This is a genomic window from Streptomyces sp. Alt3 (genome assembly GCF_030719215.1).
Lineage (GTDB): Bacteria > Actinomycetota > Actinomycetes > Streptomycetales > Streptomycetaceae > Streptomyces > Streptomyces glycanivorans.
On record NZ_CP120983.1, the window covers coordinates 1,235,790 to 1,255,497 of the forward strand.

2 protein-coding genes and 1 pseudogene are annotated in these 19,708 nt (G+C 75.1%); all 3 read right to left on the reverse strand.

Translation table 11 applies throughout. The annotated features are described in order from the left end of the window. Positions 1-337 precede the first annotated feature (337 nt). A complete protein-coding gene (locus tag P8A20_RS38620; protein ID WP_371934387.1) occupies positions 338-628 on the reverse strand; it encodes an alpha/beta hydrolase family protein in 291 nt (96 codons plus the stop codon). Then, positions 571-4,233 (reverse strand): type I polyketide synthase, encoded by a 3,663-nt coding sequence (locus P8A20_RS05450; protein ID WP_371934388.1) that lies wholly within the window; start codon positions 4,231-4,233, stop codon positions 571-573. Before P8A20_RS05450 ends, P8A20_RS38620 begins: the two co-directional genes overlap by 58 nt. Beyond that, positions 4,230-19,699 (reverse strand): annotated as a pseudogene (locus P8A20_RS38915) (SDR family NAD(P)-dependent oxidoreductase). Before P8A20_RS38915 ends, P8A20_RS05450 begins: the two are co-directional and overlap by 4 nt. Positions 19,700-19,708: the final 9 nt, after the last annotated feature.

Below are 19,708 nucleotides of genomic sequence, written 5' to 3' on the forward strand. Positions count from 1 at the left end.
CGGGCTCATCGCCAGCGTGCGGCCCGACGGGTACCTGGAACTGTTCGTGCCGCTCACCGGGAAACGCCACAGGTGCGGTCCTCGTGGTACGACGATGTGGCTCGCGCTGCAGCGCTGTGACTGGCAGACGGAACTCGCCGCGGAAGATGTCGCTGTGCGGCTGGGTGTACATCCGGACAGTATTCGATGTGATATCCAGGCATGGATGTCGCATTTCCGTGAGGCGAGTCGGTGACGAACCCGTGGAGCGGCGGCCTTGCGGCCGCCGCGTCCCTCGGCGGGTCGGGTGGCCGGTGCGGGACGCACGGCCGCCGGCGTCCTTCCGGTGCTCGTGGCGTCAGGCCGCCACGATGTCGGACAGCCACTTCTCCACCGCTCCGGCTGTGGATTCGGCCCGGTCCTCCATGACCGTGAAGTGCGTGCCGGGTACCTCGGCGAGTTCGTGCGCGCCCTTCCAGACCGCCTGCCAGCCGTCGAGTCCGGGTGCGAAGGGCTCCTCGGGCCGGACGAACAGCACCGGAGCGGTCAGCGGGCCCGGCAGGCAGTGCGGGATCAGGTCGCTGTAGCGGCTCATCGCGGCGAGGCGCGCGGTGCCGAAGCCTCCCACGGACGATTCGCGGTCCAGCATGCCGTTGAACATCTCGCGCCGGAGCTGTTCGGTGCCCTCGTCGGCCAGCAGGTAGGTGTCCAGCAGGACCACGCCGGAGGCCGGCCCGCCTTCTCCATCGCCTCGGCCGCCGCGTGGGCGAACTGCCCGCCGGAGGAGTAGCCGAGGAGCACGTAGGGCCGTCCGTCGGCGCAGGCACCCCGGATGCCGTCGACCACGACCTCCACGACCGCTTCGACGGAGCGAGGCAGGGGCTCCCCGGGGACGAAGCCGGGCACGTCCGGGACGAGCACGTCGCGCCGGCCGTGGAAGTGCCGGGCGAAGCGGGCGTACTGGTGTGCGCCGCCCAGTGCCATCGGGGAGGGCAGGCAGAGCAGACGGGGCCCCTCGTCCCCCGTAGCCAGGCGCACGGGGTCGCGTACTTCGCCGAACTCGGCCGCCGACGAGAAGCCCGGCAGGATGTCCGCCGCGCTGTGCAGCAGCGTCATGGCCCGTTCCCAGTTGCCGTCGGCCGACGCGCGCCGCACCAGTCCGCCGACCGACTCGATGTCGTCGTCCGCCGGTTCGGCGCCGCCCCCGGCGAGCTGCCCGCGCAGGTGCTCGGCGAGCGCGGCGGGCGTGCGGTGGTCGAAGACGACCCCGGCCGCGACGGCGACGCCGAGGGCGTTGGCGAGGGCTCCGCGCAGTTCGGCGGCGGAGACGGAGTCCATGCCGATCTCCAGGAACGCGTCGTCGGGTTCGACGGCCTCCGGTCCGGCGTGCCCGAGGATCGCGGCGGTCTGCGCCCGTACCAGGTCGGCGAGCAGGGCCTCCTGTTCGGCCTCCGGGGCGGCCGCCAGCCGCTCCCGCAGACCCTGTGCCTCCGGGAGCGCGGCGTGGGCGACGGAGCCGGCGGGTCCGGCGGCCGGCCGCGTCGCGGTCCGGTCCATGGTGAGGGGGACGTCGGCGTCCAGCCAGTACCGTTCGTGCCGGAAGGCGTACGTGGGCAGATCCGCGCGGGCCGTCCCGGGGAAGATCGCCGCCCAGTCCAGGGGCAGGCCGTCCGCGTGCAGCCGGGCGAGCCCGGACAGCAGGGCCGCCGGTTCGGCGCCGTGACGCCGTCCGAGGGCCACGAGGGCGGCGGCGTCCTCACCGACGCACTCCCGGACGAGCCCGGTCAGCACGGCGTCGGGACCGACCTCCACATAGCGGGTGACGCCCGACCCCGCGAGGGCGGCGACGGCGTCGGAGAAGCGGACGGTACCGCGCACGTGCCGTACCCAGTAGCGCGGGTCCCGCAACTGCTCCCCGGTGGCGGGGAGTCCGGTGAGGGCCGAGACCACGTCGACACGGGGTTCGTGGAAGGTGAGCTGCTCGACGACCGCGTGGAACTCGTCGAGCATGGCGTCCATCAACGGGGAGTGGAAGGCGTGCGAGACGCTGAGCCGCTTGGTCTTCGGGAACGCGGCGGCTGCGGCGAGGACCGCTTCGCGCTCCCCGGACAGGACGACTGCCGACGGCCCGTTGACCGCCGCCAGGCCCACGCGTTCGTCCAGCAGATGGCGGACCTCGTCCTCGCCGGCCCGCACGGCGACCATCGCACCGCCCTCGGGCAGGGCCTGCATGAGCCGGCCGCGTGCGGCGACCAGGGTGCACGCGTCGGCCAGGTCCAGCACTCCGGCCACGTGTGCGGCGGCGATCTCACCGACGGAGTGCCCCGACAGCACGTCGGGCCGCACACCCCAGGACTCCAGCAGCCTGAAGAGGGCCACCTCGTAGGCGAACAGGGCGGTCTGGGCGTACTGCGTGCGGTGGACGGCCTCGGTGTCCTCGCCGCTCAGCACACCCGCCAGGTCCAGGCCGAGGTGGGCGTCGATCGCGTCGAAGGTCTCGGCGAACACCGGGTGGTGGGCGCGCAGTTCGAGCCCCATTCCGGGACGCTGGGCGCCCTGGCCGGTGAACAGGAACGCGGTGCGGCCACCGGTGCGGGCCCGGCCGGTGACGGCGGTGGCCGACGGGTGTCCGGTGGCGAGGGCGTCCAGCCCGGCCCTGATCTGCCCGCGGTCGCCACCGACGACGACGGCCCGGTGGCCGAAGGCCGCGCGGCGGGTGCCCAGGGCCCTCGCGACAGCGGGCAGCGGCAGTCCGGGGCGGGCGTCGAGGAAGTCGCGCAGCCGCTCCGCCTGCGCGGGGAGGGCCTGCGCGGAACGGGCGGACAGGGCCAGCATGACGGCCGGTGCGTGCGGTTCGGGCTCCGGGTGGGTGGTGGTGTCGTCGTCGGGTGCCTCCTCCAGGATCACATGCGCGTTCGTACCGCTGATCCCGAACGACGACACACCCGCACGACGAACCCGCTCACCCCGCACCCACTCCCGCTCCACATCCAACAACCGCACCCGCCCCGCACCCCAGTCCACCTTCCGCGACGGCTCCCCCACATGCAACGTCCGAGGCAACACCCCCTCCCCCAACGCCAACACCATCTTCATCACACCCGCCACACCCGCAGCCGCCTGCGTATGACCGATGTTCGACTTCACCGACCCCAACCACAACGGACGATCCTCCGACCGCCCCTGACCGTACGCCGCCAACAACGCCTGCGCCTCGATCGGATCACCCAACTCCGTCCCCGTACCGTGCGCCTCCACCACATCCACATCCGACGCCGACACACCCGCCGACACCAACGCCTGACGCAACACCCGCTGCTGCGACGGACCATTCGGCGCCGTCAACCCGTTCGACGCACCATCCTGATTAACCGCACTCCCCCGCACCACCGCCAACACCCGATGCCCCAACCGCCGCGCATCCGACAACCGCTCCAACACCAACACACCGAGGCCTTCGGAGAATCCGGTGCCGTCCGCGTCGTCGGAGAAGGACCGGCACCGGCCGTCCGGCGAGAGGGCACCCTGCCGGCTGAACTCGACGTAGGTGCCCGGTGAGGCCATGACCGTCACGCCGCCGGCCAGGGCGAGGGTGCACTCGCCCTGGCGCAGCGCCTGCGCGGCCAGGTGGAGCGTGACCAGGGAGGAGGAGCACGCGGTGTCGACCGTGAGGGCGGGGCCTTCGAGGCCCAGGGTGTAGGCGACCCGGCCGGAGACGACGCTGCCGGAGCCGAAGCTGCCGAAGTAGTCGTGGTACATGACGCCCGCGAACACCCCGGTGGGGCTGCCGCGCAGCGACGACGGATCGATACCGGCGTGCTCCAGTGCCTCCCAGGACCCCTCCAGCAGGAGCCGCTGCTGCGGGTCCATCACCAGGGCCTCGTGCGGGGATATACCGAAGAAGGCGGCGTCGAAGTCTCCCGCGTCGTAGAGGAATCCGCCCTCGCCGGTGGTGGAGCGGCCCGGGACGCCCGGTTCCGGGTCGTGCAGACCGGGGTCCCAGCCGCGGTCGTCGGGGAACGCGCCCACGCCGTCGCGGCCTTCGGCGACGAGCTGCCACAGGTCCTCGGGCGAACGGACTCCGCCCGGGTAGCGGCACGCCATGCCCACGATCGCGATCGGTTCCCGGGCGGCGGCGGTCTGCGCCCGGTTGCGCTCCCGCAGCCGCTCGATCTCCTTGAGCGAGGCGCGCAGCGCCTCGACCATCCTGGTGTCGGGCTTCTCGGACTCGGCCATGGTTCTCTTCCTTCTCACAGGGCGTCGTCGTCGCCGACGAGGTCGTCGAGCGCCAGGGTGATCAGACTCTCGGCATCCATGGCGTCGATCGCGGGGCGGCTGGACTCGTCGTTCGGGGTCTGCTCCCGCGCGGGCCGCAGCCCGGCGAGTTCGAGCAGGCTGTCCAGCAGTCCGGCTTCCCGGAGCCTGGCCACCGGGAGGGCGGCCAGGGCTGCGCGGACGGTGTCCTCCTCGCGCGGACCGTCCGCCACGGACGGTGCCAGTTCGGTGGCGAGGTGGTCGGTGAGGGCTGCCGGGCTCGGGTGGTCGAAGACGAGCGTGGCGGACAGGCGCAGCCCGGTCGCCTCGTTGAGCCGGTTGCGGAACTCGACGGCGGTCAGTGAGTCGAAGCCGAGGTCCTTGAAAGGCAGTTCGGCCTCGAACTCCTCGGTGCCGAGGACCTGTCGGGCCTCGTCCCGTACCAGTTCGAGCAGCCGCGCGGTCCGCCCTTCGGGCGTGCGGGCGGCCAGGTCGCGGCGGAGCGCGGCCGAGGCCACGGACGCGGTGGCACCGCTACGGCGGGGCGCGCGCACCAGGCCGCGCAGCAGCGGGGCGACCCGGCCGGCGTCCCTCGGGGTGCTGAGGTCCAGGCGGGCGGGCAGCAGGACCGGCTCCCCGCGTCCCACCGCGGTGTCGAACAGGTCCAGGCCCGCCGCCGTGTCGAGGGCGAGCACACCCCCGGAGGCCATGCGGCGGGCGTCGGCGTCGTCCAGGCGGTCGGCCATGCCGCCGCTGCCCGCCCAGGCGCCCCAGGCGAGCGAGACGGCCCGCAGTCCCAGGGATCCCCGGTGTGCGGCGAGGGCGTCGAGGAAGGCGTTGCCCGCGGCGTAGGCGGCCTGGCCCGGGCTGCCGAACAGGCCTGCCGCGGACGAGAACAGCACGAACGCGGTCGGCGCACGGTCCTTGGTGAGTTCGTGGAGATGCCAGGCGGCGTCCAGCTTGGGCCGCAGCACCGTGTCCAGCCGCTCGGGCGTGAGGGAGGTGAGGACTGCGTCGGCGAGGACACCCGCGGTGTGCACCACCGCGGTGACGGGATGGTCGTCCAGGACGCGGGCGAGGGCGGCTCGGTCGGAGGCGTCGCAGGCGACCAGGGTGACCTCGGCACCGAGGGCGACCAGTTCCTCGCGCAGTTCCCCGGCGCCGTGTGCCTCGGCGCCGCCGCGGCTGAGCAGGACGAGCCTGGTGGCGCCGTGCTCGGTGACCAGGTGGCGGGCCACCTCCCGGCCGAGGGCGCCGGTGCCTCCGGTGATCAGCACGGTGCCCGTCCAGTCGGCCGGTACGTGCTCGTCCCGGCGTGGGGCGCGGACGAGGCGCGGTGCGCTCACCTCGCCTTCCCGGAGCACCAGTTGGGGTTCGCCGGAGGCGACGGCGGAGGGCAGCAGCCGGCGGGAGGCGTCGGTGTCGTCGAGGTCGGCCAGGACGATGCGGTCGGGGTGTTCCGACTGGGCCGATCGGAGCAGGCCCCACGCGGCGGCGGCACCGGGGTCGGTGACCGCCGCGGGATCGGGCCCGGTGGCCCCCCGGGTGGTGACGACCAGACCGGTGCCGGCGAACCGTTCGTCGGCCAGCCAGTCCTGGACCACGGCGAGGATCCGCCGGACGCCGGCCCGGATCTCTTCGGGGTCGCGTCCGCCGGGGTGCGGGACGACCAGGGTGTCGGGGGCCAGGTCGGCCGCCTCGGGCAGTCCGGTGACGGCCGTGACCTCGGCGACCTCCCCGCCGAGCGCGGCGGCCAGTTCCTCGTGGCCGGAGCCGAGTACGGCCCACCGGCCGGCCTGCGGGGCGGTGGGAACCGCGACGGGCACCCAGTCGAGGGCGAACAGGTCCTCGTGCCCGCCGTCGGCCGCCGCCGCGATCCGCGCGGGGTCGACCTCCCGCAGCGCCAGCGACGCGACCCGGGCGACAGGCCGGCCGCCGGAGTCGGCGGCGTCGATACGTACGGCGCCGGAGTCCAGCGGTGCGATCCGCACGCGCAGGGCGGTCGCGCCCGCGGCGTGCAGTTCGACGCCGCTCCAGGCGAACGGCAACGCCATCCGCTCCGGGGCCCCGGCGCGCAGCCCGACGGCGTGCAGCGCGGAGTCGAGCAGCGCCGGGTGCAGTCCGAAGGCGGCACCGTCGGTCTCGACGGCGACCTCGGCGTACACCTCGTCACCGAGGCGCCAGGCGGCGCGCAGTCCCTGGAAGCGCGGCCCGTACTCGGCTCCGAGTGCGGCGAGCCGGTCGTAGACGTCCTCCAGGTCGACGGCTACGGCACCGGCCGGCGGCCAGGACGTCAGGTCGTGGGCGGGTGCCGGGTCCGCCGGGCGCAGGACGCCGGTGGCGTGGGTGGTCCAGGGGTCGTCGTCGGCCGCCGCGTACACGGTGAAGTCCCGGGCGCCGTCGGCGTCGGGTTCGCCGGCGGTGGCCTGGAGGCGGATGCTGCCCTGCTCGGGCAGCACCAGCGGTTCGGAGACGGTCAGTTCCTCCACCACGGGGCAGTCCAGCCGGGCCCCCGCGGCGAGGGCCATCTCGACGAACGCCGTGCCCGGCAGCAGCGGTACGCCGCCGACGCGGTGGTCGGCCAGCCACGGCTGCGCGGAGAGCGAGAGCCGGCCGGTGTGCAGGGCCGCGTCGGCGTCGGCGCGTTCGACGGCGGCGCCCAGCAGCGGGTGGCCGACGGCGGGCCCGGGCTGCCCAAGGTCCCCGGTCATCCAGTACCGGTCCCGCTGGAACGCGTAGGTGGGCAGGTCCGAGCCGTCACGGTGGGGAAGCAGGTCCGCCCAGTCGACGGTGACCCCGTGCACGTGCAGCGCCGCGAGCCCGGTGACCAGGGCCTCCGTCTCCTCACGGTCCTTGCGCTGGAGGGCGACGACGGCGGCCGTGCCCTCGGGCAGGCAGTCACCCGCGGCCGCGGTCAGCGCGCTGCCGGGCCCGACCTCGGCGAAGTGCCGGGCGCCCGCGTCATGCAGGGCGGACACGGCGTCGGCGAAGCGGACGGCCTCACGGGCGTGCCGTACCCAGTAGTCGGGGGTGGACAGTTCGTCGGCGGCCGCCGGGGCGCCGGTGACGGTGGACACCAGCGGGAGGCGCAGCGATCCGTACGACAGCGACTCGGCGACCTCGCGGAACTCGTCGAGCATCGGTTCCATCAGGGCCGAGTGGAACGCGTGGCTGACGGCCAGTTCCTTGCTCCGGTCGAAGCGGGCGGCGAGCGCGCGGGCCGGGCCTGCCGGGCCGGAGACCACCACGGACGTGGGTCCGTTGACGGCGGCGAGGCCGACCCCGTCCCCGAGCAGCGGTGTGACCTCGTCCTCGGCCGCGCGTACGGCGATCATGACGCCGCCGTCGGGGAGCGCCTGCATCAGCCGGCCCCGGGCGGCGACGAGCCGGCACGCGTCCTGGAGGCCGAGGACGCCCGCCACGTGAGCGGCGGCGATCTCGCCGACGGAGTGCCCTGCGAGGAGGTCCGGCCTGACGCCGAACGACTCCAGCAGCCGGAACAGGGCCACCTCGAAGGCGAAGAGCGCGGGCTGGGTGAACTCGGTGCGCTCCAGCAGTCCGGCGGAGTCGAGGACGTCGCCGAGCGGCCGGTCCAGCAGCGGGTCCAGATGGGTGCGGACCTCGTCGTGGGCGGTGGCGAAGGCGGGGAACGCCGCGCCGAGCCGGGCCCCCATGCCGGGCAGTTGGGAGCCCTGGCCGGAGAAGAGCAGGGCGAGCTTGCCGTCGGCCGCCGGGCCGGCCGCGCCGACGGGGGGTGTGCGTCCCTCGGCCAGCGCCCGCAGCCCGGCGGTCAGTTCCTCGGTGGTGCGTCCGACGACGGCGGCACGGTGGCCGAGCGCGGTACGGGCGTGGGCGAGCGCGCCGGCGGTCCGCCGCGGGTCGGTGTCCGGACGGCCGGACAGGTGGTCCAGCAGACGGCCGGCCTGGGCCCGCAGCGCCTGGGGCGTACTGCCGGACAACAGCCACGGCACGGCGTCCACCGCGGGAGGCGTGGTGTCCGAGGGCTGGTCGGCGGCGGGCGGAGCCTCCACGATCACATGGGCGTTGGTGCCGGAGATACCGAAGGAGGAGATGCCGGCGCGGCGCGGACGGCCCGGGTCGGGCCACGGCAGGGACTCGGTCAGCGGGCGGACGTTGCCGCCCTCCCATTCCACGTGCCGGGACGGGGCGTCGATGCCGAGACTGGCCGGCAGGGTCTCGTGGTGGATCGCCTGGACCATCTTGATGACACCGGCGACACCGGCGGCGGCCTGGGTGTGGCCCAGGTTGGACTTGACCGAGCCGAGCCACAGCGGGTGTTCCTCGGTGTGCTCCGCGCCGTAGGTGGCGATCAGCGCCTGGGCCTCGATGGGGTCACCGAGGGTGGTGCCGGTGCCGTGGGCCTCGACCACGTCGACGTCGGCCGCGTCCACGCCCGCCGCCTCCAGGGCGCGGCGGATGACGCGCTGCTGCGCGGGGCCGTTGGGGGCGGTGATGCCGTTGGAGGCGCCGTCCTGGTTGACGGCGGTGCCGCGGAGCACGGCGAGGATCGTCCTGCCGTTGCGGCGGGCGTCACTGAGCCGCTCCAGCAGCAGCACACCGGCTCCCTCGCCGAAGCCGGTTCCGTCGGCGGCGTCGGCGAAGGGGCGGCAGCGGCCGTCGCCGGAGAGGCCGCGGTGCCGGCTGAACTCCACGAACGTGCCGGGGGTGGCCATGACGGTGACTCCCCCGGCCAGGGCGAGGGAGCAGTCGCCCTGGCGCAGCGCCTGGGCGGCCAGGTGCAGGGCCACCAGCGAGGAGGAGCACGCGGTGTCGACGGACAGGGTCGGGCCTTCGAGGCCCAGGGTGTAGGCGACCCGGCCGGAGACGACGCTGCCGGAGCCGAAGCTGCCGAAGTAGTCGTGGTACATGACGCCCGCGAAGACTCCGGTGTCGGAACCGCGCAGGGTGGCCGGGTCGATCGAGGCCCGCTCCAGGGCCTCCCAGGAGGTCTCCAGCAGCAGTCGCTGCTGGGGGTCGGTGACGAGAGCCTCCTCCTCGTCCATGCCGAAGAAGGCCGGGTCGAAGTCCGCCGCGTCGTACAGGAAGGCGCCGTGCCGGGTGTAGCTGGTGCCCGGCCTGTCCAGGGTGGGGTCGTGGAGGGTCTCGACGTCCCAGCCGCGGTCGGCGGGGAACTCCCCCACGGCGTCGCGGCCTTCGGCCACCAGGCGCCACAGCTCCTCCGGGGAGGAGACGTCGCCGGGGAAACGGCAGCCCATGCCGACGATGGCGATGGGTTCGTCGGCGGCGGCGCGCACGGCGGTGACGGGTGCGGCCCGGTCGAGGGCACCGGTCAGCTCACCCAGCAGGTAGCGGGCGAGTTCGGCCGGGGTGGGGTGGTCGAAGACCAGGGTGGCGGGCAGCCGCAGTCCGGTCGTGGCGGCGAGTCCGTTGCGCAGTTCGACCGCGGCCAGCGAGTCGAAGCCGAGTTCCCGGAAGGGCAGCGTACGGCTGACCTCCTGGGCGGAGCGGTAACCGAGGATGGTGGCGACCCGGCTCTGCACGAGTTCGGTGAGGAACGGCTCGCGCTCCGGCTCCAGCAGCCCGGCGAGCCGGTCGCGCAGCGAGTCGGCGCCGCCGGTGGCCGCGTGGCCGGCGGTGGCGCGGCGTACGGGCACCAGACCGCGGAAGAGCGGGGCCAGGGCGTCCGCCTGGCCGCGCAGCGCCGCGGTGTCCAGCCGGACCGGGATGACGACGGGGTCGGTGCCGCGCAGAGCGGCGTCGAACAGGGCGAGCCCTTCCTCGGTCGGCAGCGGGGCGACCCCGCCGCGGGCGATGCGTGCCCGGTCGGTCTCGTCGAGCGTGCCGGTCATGCCGCTCGCCTGGGCCCACAGGCCCCAGGCCAGGGAGTGCGCGGGCAGGCCGAGGGAGCGCCGGTGGGTGGCGAGGGCGTCGAGGTAGGCGTTGGCGGCCGCGTAGTTGCCCTGGCCAGGGGAGCCGAGGGTGGCGGCGGAGGAGGAGAAGAGCACGAACGCCGACAGCTTGAGGTCCGCGGTGAGTTCGTGCAGGTTCCAGGCGGCGTCGACCTTGGGGCGGAAGACCGTGTCGACACGCTCGGGGGTGAGGGAGGCGAGCACGCCGTCGGCGAGCACGCCGGCCGCGTGGATCACGGCGGTCAGCGGCCGGTCGGCCGGCAGATCGGCCAGCACCGCGGCGAGGGCGTCGCGGTCGGCGGCGTCGCAGGCGACGCTGGTGACCTCGGCGCCCAGCCCGGTCAGCTCGGTGACCAGGCCGGCGTCGGCGCCGCTGCGGCTGAGCAGCAGGAGGTGGCGCACGCCGCGGTCGCCGGCCAGGTGGCGGGCGATGATCCCGCCGAGGGCGCCGGTCGCGCCGGTCAGCAGGACGGTGCCGGAGCCGAGGCCGGGTCCGGCTCCGGTGGTGGTTCCGGCGTCCGGGGCGGCGGCTTCGGCGTCCGGGGCGGCTTCGGCGTCCGTACCCGGGACACGGGCCAGGCGCGGCACGCGCCAGGTGCCGTCGAGCAGCGCCAGGTGCGGTTCGCCGCCGGCGACGGCCTCGGCGAGACGGTCCGGGCCGGGGTCCGTCCCGCTCTCGACCAGGACGATGCGGCCGGGGTTCTCGGACTGGGCCGAGCGGACCAGTCCGCCGACCGCGGCGCCGGCCGGGTCGGTTCCGGTGACGACGACGAGGGTGCTGTCGCCGTCCTGTTCGTCGGCGAGCCGGTCCCGCAGCCCGTCGAGGACGGTGGCGACGGCGGCGCGCGTCGCGGCGGCGCCCACGCCCGCCGGGGCGTGCAGCGCCTCCCCGTCCCACGGTGTGCCCCCGGCACCTGCCGGGGCGGGTGCGGGGACCCAGTCGACGCGGTGCAGCGCGCCGGACCGGGCGGACCTGGCGGCCGCGTCCATCACGTCGGTGCGCAGCGGGCGCAGGGTGAGGGAGTCGACCGTGGCGACCGGGGCGCCGGCCGGGTCGGCCAGGGTCAGGGCGACGGTGCCCTCGCCGGTGGCGCGGACCTTCACGCGCAGCGCGGTGGCTCCGGTGGCGTGCAGCCGTACGCCGGACCAGACGAACGGCAGCAGGGCCTGGTCGCCGGCGGCGTCGGTGAGGCCGACGGTGTGCAGGACCGCGTCGGAGAGGGCCGGGTGCAGTCCGAAGCCGTCGACGGGTGCCTCGGTGGCGACCTCGGCGTACACGGCGTCCTCGGTGCGCCAGGCGGCGCGCAGCCCCTGGAACAGCGGGCCGTAACCGAGCCCGAGGGCGGCGAGTTCGTCGTACAGGCCGTCGAGGGGCACCGGTTCGGCGTCACGCGGCGGCCAGGAGGTGAGTGGTTCCACGACGGCCGGGAGGGTGCCGGTCGGAGCGAGCAGACCGTCGGCGTGCCGCGTCCAGGGGAGTTCCTCGTCGGTGCTCTCGGGACGGGACCAGAGGGTCAGCGGGCGGGTCCCGCCGTCGGGCGGTCCGACGACGGCCTGGAGCTGTACGGCGCCGTGGTCGGGCAGGACCAGCGGGGCGTGCAGGGTGAGTTCGGCCAGGTCGCCGCAGCCGACCTGGTCGCCGGCGCGCAGGGCGAGTTCGAGGTGCCCGGTGCCGGGGAACAGCAGCCGGTCCCCGACACGGTGGTCGTTCAGCCAGGGGTGCGTGCCCGCCGAGATCCGGCCGGTGAGGACGGCCTCGTCGCTGCCGGCCCGTGCGATGGCGGCGCCGAGCAGGGAGTGGTCGGTGGGCGCGAGACCGGCGGAGGTGACGTCGGCTCCGGTCGCGGTGCTGTCGAGCCAGTACCACTCACGCTGGAAGGCGTACGCGGGCAGGGGGACGAGGCGGGCGCGACGGCCCCCCGCGACCGCGGCCCAGTCGACGGCCGCGCCGTGGGTGAACGCCTCGCCCAGGCCGACGAGCATCCGGTCCCGGCCGCCCTCGTCGCGGCGCAGCGAGCCGACGGCGGCGACCGCGTCGTCCGTCTCCTGGATCCCGACGGTCAGCACCGGGTGGGGGCTGGACTCCACGAACAGGGTGTGGCCCGCGGCGACGGCGCCGCGTACGGCCTGCTCGAACAGCACGGTGCTGCGGAGGTTGGTGTACCAGTACTCGGCGCCGAGCTCGGCGGTGTCGATCGGGGCGCCGGTGACGGTGGAGTGGAAGGGCACGTCGGTGCTGCGGGGTTCGATGCCCGCGAGGTCCTCGGCGAGGCGTTCGCGCAGGGACTCCACGTGGGCGCTGTGGGAGGCGTAGTCCACGGGCAGCCGTTTGGCGCGGACCTTCTCGGCGCGCAGCTGTACGAGGAGTTCGTCGAGGGCGTCGGAGTCCCCGGAGACGACGGTGGAGGCGGTGCCGTTGACCGCGGCGACCGAGAGCCGGCCGTCCCAGGCCGTGAGCCGGTCGCGGACCGCTTCGGCGCCCTCTCCCACGGACATCATGCCGCCGGAGCCGGACAGCAGCTCGGCGATGGCCTGGGAGCGCAGGGCGACCACGCGCGCGCCGTCCGCCAGGGAGAGCGCGCCGACGGCGCAGGCCGCGGCGATCTCGCCCTGGGAGTGGCCGATGACGGCGGCGGGGGTGACGCCGTAGCCGCTCCAGGTGTGCGCCAGGGACACCATCACCGCCCACAGCAGGGGCTGGACGACGTCGACCCGGTCGAGGCCGCCACGCAGTTCGGTGGCGAAGTCCCAGTCCGTCCAGGGCTCCAGGGCGGCGGCGCACTCGGCCATGCGGGCGGCGAAGGCCGGTGATCCGTCGAGTAGTTCGGTGGCCATGCCGGACCACTGGGAGCCCTGGCCGGGGAAGACGAAGACGGGGCGGGCCCGTCCGGTGGCGGTGCCCACGGCGAGGTTGCGGGCGGTGGCGCCGTCGGCCAGCGCGGCGAGCGCCCCGCGCAGTGCGGCGGGGTCGGTGCCGGTGACGGCGGCACGGTGTGCGAAGTGGGCCCGGCCGGTCGCCAGGGACCACCCGACGTCGCGGGGGTCGAGTCCGGGGTGCGCGTCGAGGTGGCCGAGCAGCGCGGCGGCCTGTCCGGCGAGCGCGGCGGGCGACTTCGCCGTGAGCAGCCAAGGGACGGTCTGTCCCGGCGCGTCGGGACCGGGTGCCGCGGGCGGCTCCGGGTCCGCCGGGGACTGTTCGAGGATGACGTGGGCGTTGGTGCCGCTGATCCCGAAGGAGGACACACCGGCCCGGCGGGGCCGGCCTCGGGCCAGGCCCGCTCCTCGGTCAGCAGGCGCACCTGCCCCGCCTCCCAGTCGACCTTGCCCGACGGCTCGTCGACGTGCAGGGTCCTGGGCAGGCTGCCGTTCCGCATCGCCATGACCATCTTGATCACACCGGCGACGCCGGCCGCGGCCTGGGTGTGCCCGATGTTGGACTTGACCGACCCCAGCCACAGCGGCCGGTCCTCGGACCGGTCCTGGCCGTAGGTGGCCAGGAGTGCCTGTGCCTCGATCGGGTCGCCGAGGGTCGTGCCGGTGCCGTGCGCCTCGACCACGTCGACGTCGGCGGTGGTGAGGCGGGCGTTCTCCAGGGCCTGGAGGATGACGCGTTCCTGGGAGGGGCCGTTGGGCGCGGTCAGGCCGTTGGAGGCGCCGTCCTGGTTGACGGCGGTCCCGCGGACGACGGCGAGGACCGGGTGGCCGTTGCGGCGGGCGTCCGAGAGGCGTTCCACCACGAGGACGCCGACGCCCTCGCCCCACACGGTGCCGGCGGCCGCGTCGGCGAACGCCCGGGTACGGGCGTCGGGAGCGAGGGCGCCCTGCCGGCTGAACTCGATGAAGGTCTCCGGGGTCGCCATGACGGCGACGCCGCCGACCAGGGCGAGGGTGGACTCGCCCTGCCGCAGCGACTGCCCGGCCAGGTGCAGCGCCACCAGCGACGAGGAGCAGGCGGTGTCGACGGACAGCGAGGGCCCCTCCAGGCCGAGGGTGTAGGCGACCCTGCCGGAGATGATGCTGCCGGAGCCGAAACTGCCGAAGTAGTCGTGGTACTGCACGCCCGCGAACACACCGGTCGGGCTGCCCTTGAGGGAGTGCGGGTCGATGCCGGCGTGCTCCAGCGCCTCCCAGGAGGCCTCCAGCAGCAGCCGCTGCTGGGGGTCGGTGACGAGAGCCTCCTTGGGGCTGATGCCGAAGAACGCGGCGTCGAACTCGCCCGCGTCGTGGAGGAATCCGCCCTCGCCGACGTACGAGGTGTCGGGGCGCTGCCGGGTGGGGTCGACGACACGGTCGACGTCCCAGCCCCGGTTGGCGGGGAACGGGGCGATGGCGTCGGTGCCGTCGGCGACCAGTTGCCACAGGTCCTGCGGTGTGCGGACGTCGCCCGGGTAGCGGCAGGCCATGCCGACGATGGCCAGCGGCTCGTCGGCGCGGGCCCGTCCGGTGCGCCGGGTGCGGCGTACGGAGCCGGCGGCCCCGGCGACCAGGGTGCCGAGGTGCGTGGCGAGCGCCTCGGGCGAGGGGTGGTCGAAGACGAGGGTGGCGGGCAGGCGCTGCCCCGTCTCGGCGGACAGGGAGTTGCGCAGTTCGATCGCGGCGAGCGAGTCGAAGCCGAGGTCCTTGAAGGCCCGGTCGGTCTCCACGGTGTCCGGTCCGGCGTGTCCGAGGACGGCGGCCACGTGGGAGCGGACGCTGTGCAGCAGGGCCTCGGCCCGCTCCGCCTCTCCGAGGGAGGCCATGCGTTCGGCGAAACCGGACCCGGTGTCCCCGGTGGCGGCCTCCCGGCGGACCGGACGCCCTGCCAGGGTCCGTAGGACGGGGGCGAGTTCGCCGCCCTGGGCGCGCAGCGCGGACAGGTCGAGGCGTACGGGGGCGACCGCGGGGCGGCCGGTGCCCAGGGCCCGGTCGAACAGGGCGATGCCCTCCTCGGCGGACAGCGGGACCATGCCGCCGCGGGACATGCGGGCCAGATCGGCCTCGTCCAGTGCGCCGGTCATGCCGCCAACCGGGGCCCAGGGCCCCCAGGCCAGGGCGAGGGCGGGTGAACCGTTCGCGCCGCGGTGGACGGCGAGCGCGTCGAGGAAGGCGTTGGCGGCGGCGTAGTTGCCCTGTCCCGGCGCGCCGACGGTTCCGGCGACGGAGGAGAACAGCACGAACGCCGCCAGGTCGTGATCGCGGGTCAGTTCGTGCAGGTGGAGGGCGCCGAGTGCCTTGGGGGCGAGGACGGCGTCGAGGCGCTCGGGCGTCAGGGAGGCCACCACGCCGTCGTCGAGGACACCCGCGGCGTGGACGACCGCGGTGAGCGGACGGTCCTGGCCGAGGCCGTCGAGCAGGGCGGAGAGCGCTTCGCGGTCGGCGACGTCGCAGGCGTGCACGGAGGCGCTCGCGCCGAGTGCGGCGAGTTCGGCGACCAGGCCGTCGGCCCGTCCGCCGCGGCTGACCAGGGCGAGGTGGCGCACGCCGTGGGCGGTGACCAGATGCCGGGCGAGCACGGGTCCGAGTCCACCGGTGGCGCCGGTCAGCAGCACGGTGCCCTCGGGGTCGAGGACCGGGGCCGCCGCGCCTTCGAGGGGCTCGGCGCGCACCAGCCGGGCCGCTCGGGCGGTGCCGGAGCGGACGGCGACCTGCGGTTCGCCGGTGGCGAGGACCCCGGGCAGCAGGGCGGCGGGGTCGGCGCCGGGTTCGAGGTCGAGCAGGACGCACCGGCCGGGGTTCTCCGACTGCGCGGAGCGCGCGAGGCCCCACACCGCCGCACCGGCCAGGTCGGGCACGTCCTCACCCGCGGTGGAGACGGCGCCCCGGGTGACGAGGGCCAGCGGCCGGGCGTCGTCGTCCTGGAGGGCGGCGAGCGCGGTGTGCAGCGCTGCGCGTACCGTCCCGGCGTCCGATCCGGCCGGGATCTCCAGCAGGCGGTGGTCGGCGTCGGGTGCGTCGGGGTCGAGCGGCAGCGGCTGCCAGTCGAGGACGAACAGGGCCTCGCCGACGGTGTCCTGCTCGCCGCGCAGCCGCGTCAGCGGTCGGGAGGCCAGGGAGTCGACGGTGGCGACGGGAGCGCCGGTGGCGTCGGCCAGGTCGACGGCGAAGGTGTGGTCGCCGGCGGGTGTCATGCGGGCCCGCAGGACCGAGGCGCCCACGGCGTGCAGGGTGACGCCGGCGAACATGAAGGGCAGCCGGGCGGTGTCGTCACCGGAGCCGTCGCCGAGCAGGGCAAGGGAGTGCAGGGCGGCGTCGAAGGCCGCGGGGTGGAGGCCGAAGCGGGGGGCGTCCGCCGCCGGCCGCTCCGGAAGGCGCACCTCTGCGTAGACGGTGTCGCCGTCGCGCCAGGCGGCGGTCAGGGCGCGGAAGGCGGGCCCGTAGTCCAGTCCCGCGGCCGCGTGCCGCTCGTAGAGGCCGGTGAGGTCCAGTTCCTCGGCGTCCTGCGGCGGCCATACGTCCAGCCGGGCGCCGGGGGGCGCGGTGCCGTCGGCGAGCAGACCTGAGGCGTGCAGGGTCCAGGGCTCGTCGGCGGGCGGGTTCTCGGCGCGCGCGTAGATCTGGACCGTGCGGGCCCCGGCCGGGTCGGGCGTACCGACGGCGACCTGGACCCGGACGCCGTCGGCGGGGGGCAGCACCAGCGGTATCTCCAGGGCCAGTTCCTCCAGCCGGCCGCAGCCGACCTGGTCGCCGGCGCGGACCGCGAGTTCCACCATCGCGGTGCCGGGGACCACCACGGAACCGCCGACGACGTGGTCGGCGAGCCAGGGATGGGTCCGCACCGACAGCCGGCCGGTCAGGACGGCGCCGTCGGAGCCGGCGAGCACGGTGGCGGCGCCGAGCAGCGGGTGGTCGGCGGAGTCCAGTCCCACGGAGCCGACGTCGCCGGCCGGGGCCGCCGTCTCGGGCCAGAACCGTTCGCGCTGGAAGGCCGTGGTGGGCAGGTCGACGGTGCGGGCCCCGGCGAACAGCTCCTCCCAGCGCGGGCCGGCGCCACCGGCGTGCAGCTGGGCGAGGGCCGTGAGCAGGGTCTCGGTCTCGTCCCGGCCGCGGCGGGTGGCGGCGGCCAGGACGGTGTCGCCCGCGTCGTCGTCGGTGGCCAGGCACTCGCGGGCCATGGCGGTCAGTACGGCGTCGGGGCCGATCTCCAGGAAGCGGGTGACGCCCTCTGCGGCGAGGGTGCGTATCCCGTCGTGGAACCGGACGGCCTCGCGCACGTGCCGTACCCAGTAGTCGGGGGTGCCGATGTCCTGGGTGGCGAGCCGGCCGGTCACGTTGGACACCACCGGGACGGTCGCCCGGTGGAAGGTCAGGGACGACACCACGGACCGGAACCCGTCCAGCATGGGTTCCATCAGCGGCGAGTGGAAGGCGTGCGACACCTTCAGCCGGCGGCTCTTCTCGAAGTGCGCGGCGACCGCCTCGGCCTCGTCGGCGTCGCCGGAGATCACGACGGAGTCCGGCCCGTTGACGGCGGCCAGGCCGACCCGGCCGGTGAGCAGGGGGCGTACGGCCTCCTCGGTGGCGCGCAGGGCGATCATGGCGCCGCCCTCGGGGAGTTCCTGCATGAGGTGGCCGCGGGCGACCACCAGCGTGACGGCGTCAGCCAGGTCCAGTACGCCCGCGACGTGGGCGGCGGCGATCTCGCCGACGGAGTGGCCCGCGAGGTGGTCGGGGGTGAGGCCCCACGACTCCACCAGCCGGTACAGGGCGACCTCGAAGGCGAACAGGGCGATCTGGGTGCGGGCCGTGCGGTTCAGCGGCTCGGGGTCGTCGCCGAGGACCAGCTCGCGCAGTTCGCCGTCGCCGGACAGCTCACAGATCTCGTCGAACGCGCGGGCGAAGACGGGGAACCGGGCGTGCAGTTCGCGGCCCATGCCGGGCCGCTGGGAGCCCTGTCCGGTGAACAGGAAGGCGGTCTGGCCCTTGCGGACGCGGCCGAGCGCGGTTGCACGGCCGCCTTCCGCGAGACGGGTCACGGCGTCGAGCAGCGCGTCCCGGTCGGCGCCGAGGACCACGGCCCGGTACGGGTGGGCGGTGCGGGTGACGGCCAGCGAGTACGCCACGTCCACGGGGTGGGCCTCGGTGACGGCGGCGGCCAGGAGGGCCGCCTGCTCGCGCAGGGCCCGCTCGCTGCGGCCGGAGAGCACCCACGGCACCAGTGGCGGCGCGGTGCGCGGCGCGGGTTCCGCGGCGGGCTCGTCGGAGGATTCTTCGGCGGGGGCCTCCTCCAGGATGGTGTGGGCGTTGGTGCCACTGGCACCGAAGGAGGAGACCGCGGCCCGCCGCGGACGCCCCGGGTCGGTCCAGGGGCGGTTGGCGGTGAGCAGGCGGACGTTGCCCTGGCTCCAGTCGACCTTGCCGGACGGCTCCTCGGCGTGCAGGCTCCGCGGCAGCACGCCGTGCCGCATCGCCATGACGACCTTGATGATTCCGGCGACTCCGGCGGCGGCCTGGGTGTGGCCGATGTTGGACTTCACCGAGCCCAGCCACAGCGGTGCGTCCTCGGGCCGGTCCTGCCCGTAGGTGGCGAGCAGGGCCTGCGCCTCGATGGGGTCGCCGAGCGTGGTGCCGGTGCCGTGCGCCTCGACCAGGTCGACGTCGGCCGGGGTGAGCTGCGCGCCGGCCAGCGCGGCACGCACGACGCGCTGCTGGGAGGGGCCGTTGGGGGCGGTCAGGCCGTTGGAGGCACCGTCCTGGTTGACGGCGGAGCCCCGCACGACGGCGAGCACCTTGTGGCCGTTGCGGCGGGCGTCGCTCAGCCGCTCCAGGAGCAGCATGCCGGCGCCCTCGCCCCAGCCGGTGCCGTCGGCCGAGTCCGCGAAGGACTTGCAGCGGCCGTCCGGGGCGAGACCCCGCTGGCGGCTGAAGGCGACGAAGGAGTTGGGGGTGGACATGACCGTGGCGCCGCCCGCCAGGGCGAGGGTGCACTCCTTCGCCCGCAGCGCCTGTACGGCCAGGTGGACCGCCACGAGCGCCGACGAGCAGGCGGTGTCGATGGTGACGGCCGGGCCCTCGAGCCCCAGGGTGTAGGAGATCCGGCCGGAGATCACGGCGGCAAGGGCGCCGGTGCCGAGCGCCGCCTCGGAGTCCTGCGGCATCCGCGCCAGCAGGTCCCGGTAGTCCTGGCCGTTGGTCCCGGCGAACACGCCGACCCGGGCGCCGTGCACCGAGTCGGGAGCGATGCGGGCGCGTTCCAGCGCCTCCCACGACACCTCCAGCAGCAGGCGCTGCTGGGGGTCCATCGTGACGGCCTCCCGCGGGCTGATGCCGAAGAAGTCCGGCTCGAACCCCGCGGCGTCGCGCAGGAAACCGCCGCGCGTGGAGTACGTCTTCCCCGTGGCGTCCGGGTCCGGGTCGTACAGCGCGTCGACGTCCCAGCCGCGGTCCCCGGGGAAGTCCCCGACGGCGTCGGTGCCCTCGTGGACCAGCTGCCAGAACTCCTCGGGGGTGGTGACCCCTCCGGGGAAGCGGCAGCTCATTCCGACGATGGCGATGGGTTCCCGGTCCTGGGTCTCCACCTCACGCAGCCGCTGACGGGTCTGGTGCAGATCGGCGGAGACCCGCTTGAGGTAGGAGAGCAGCTTTTCGTCGTTGGTCATCGGGTGTCG

Coding starts and splice junctions, on each gene's coding strand:
- P8A20_RS38620 (WP_371934387.1), bottom strand. CDS start 628: ATGCTGGACCGCGAATCGTCCGTGGGAGGCTTCGGCACCGCGCGCCTC.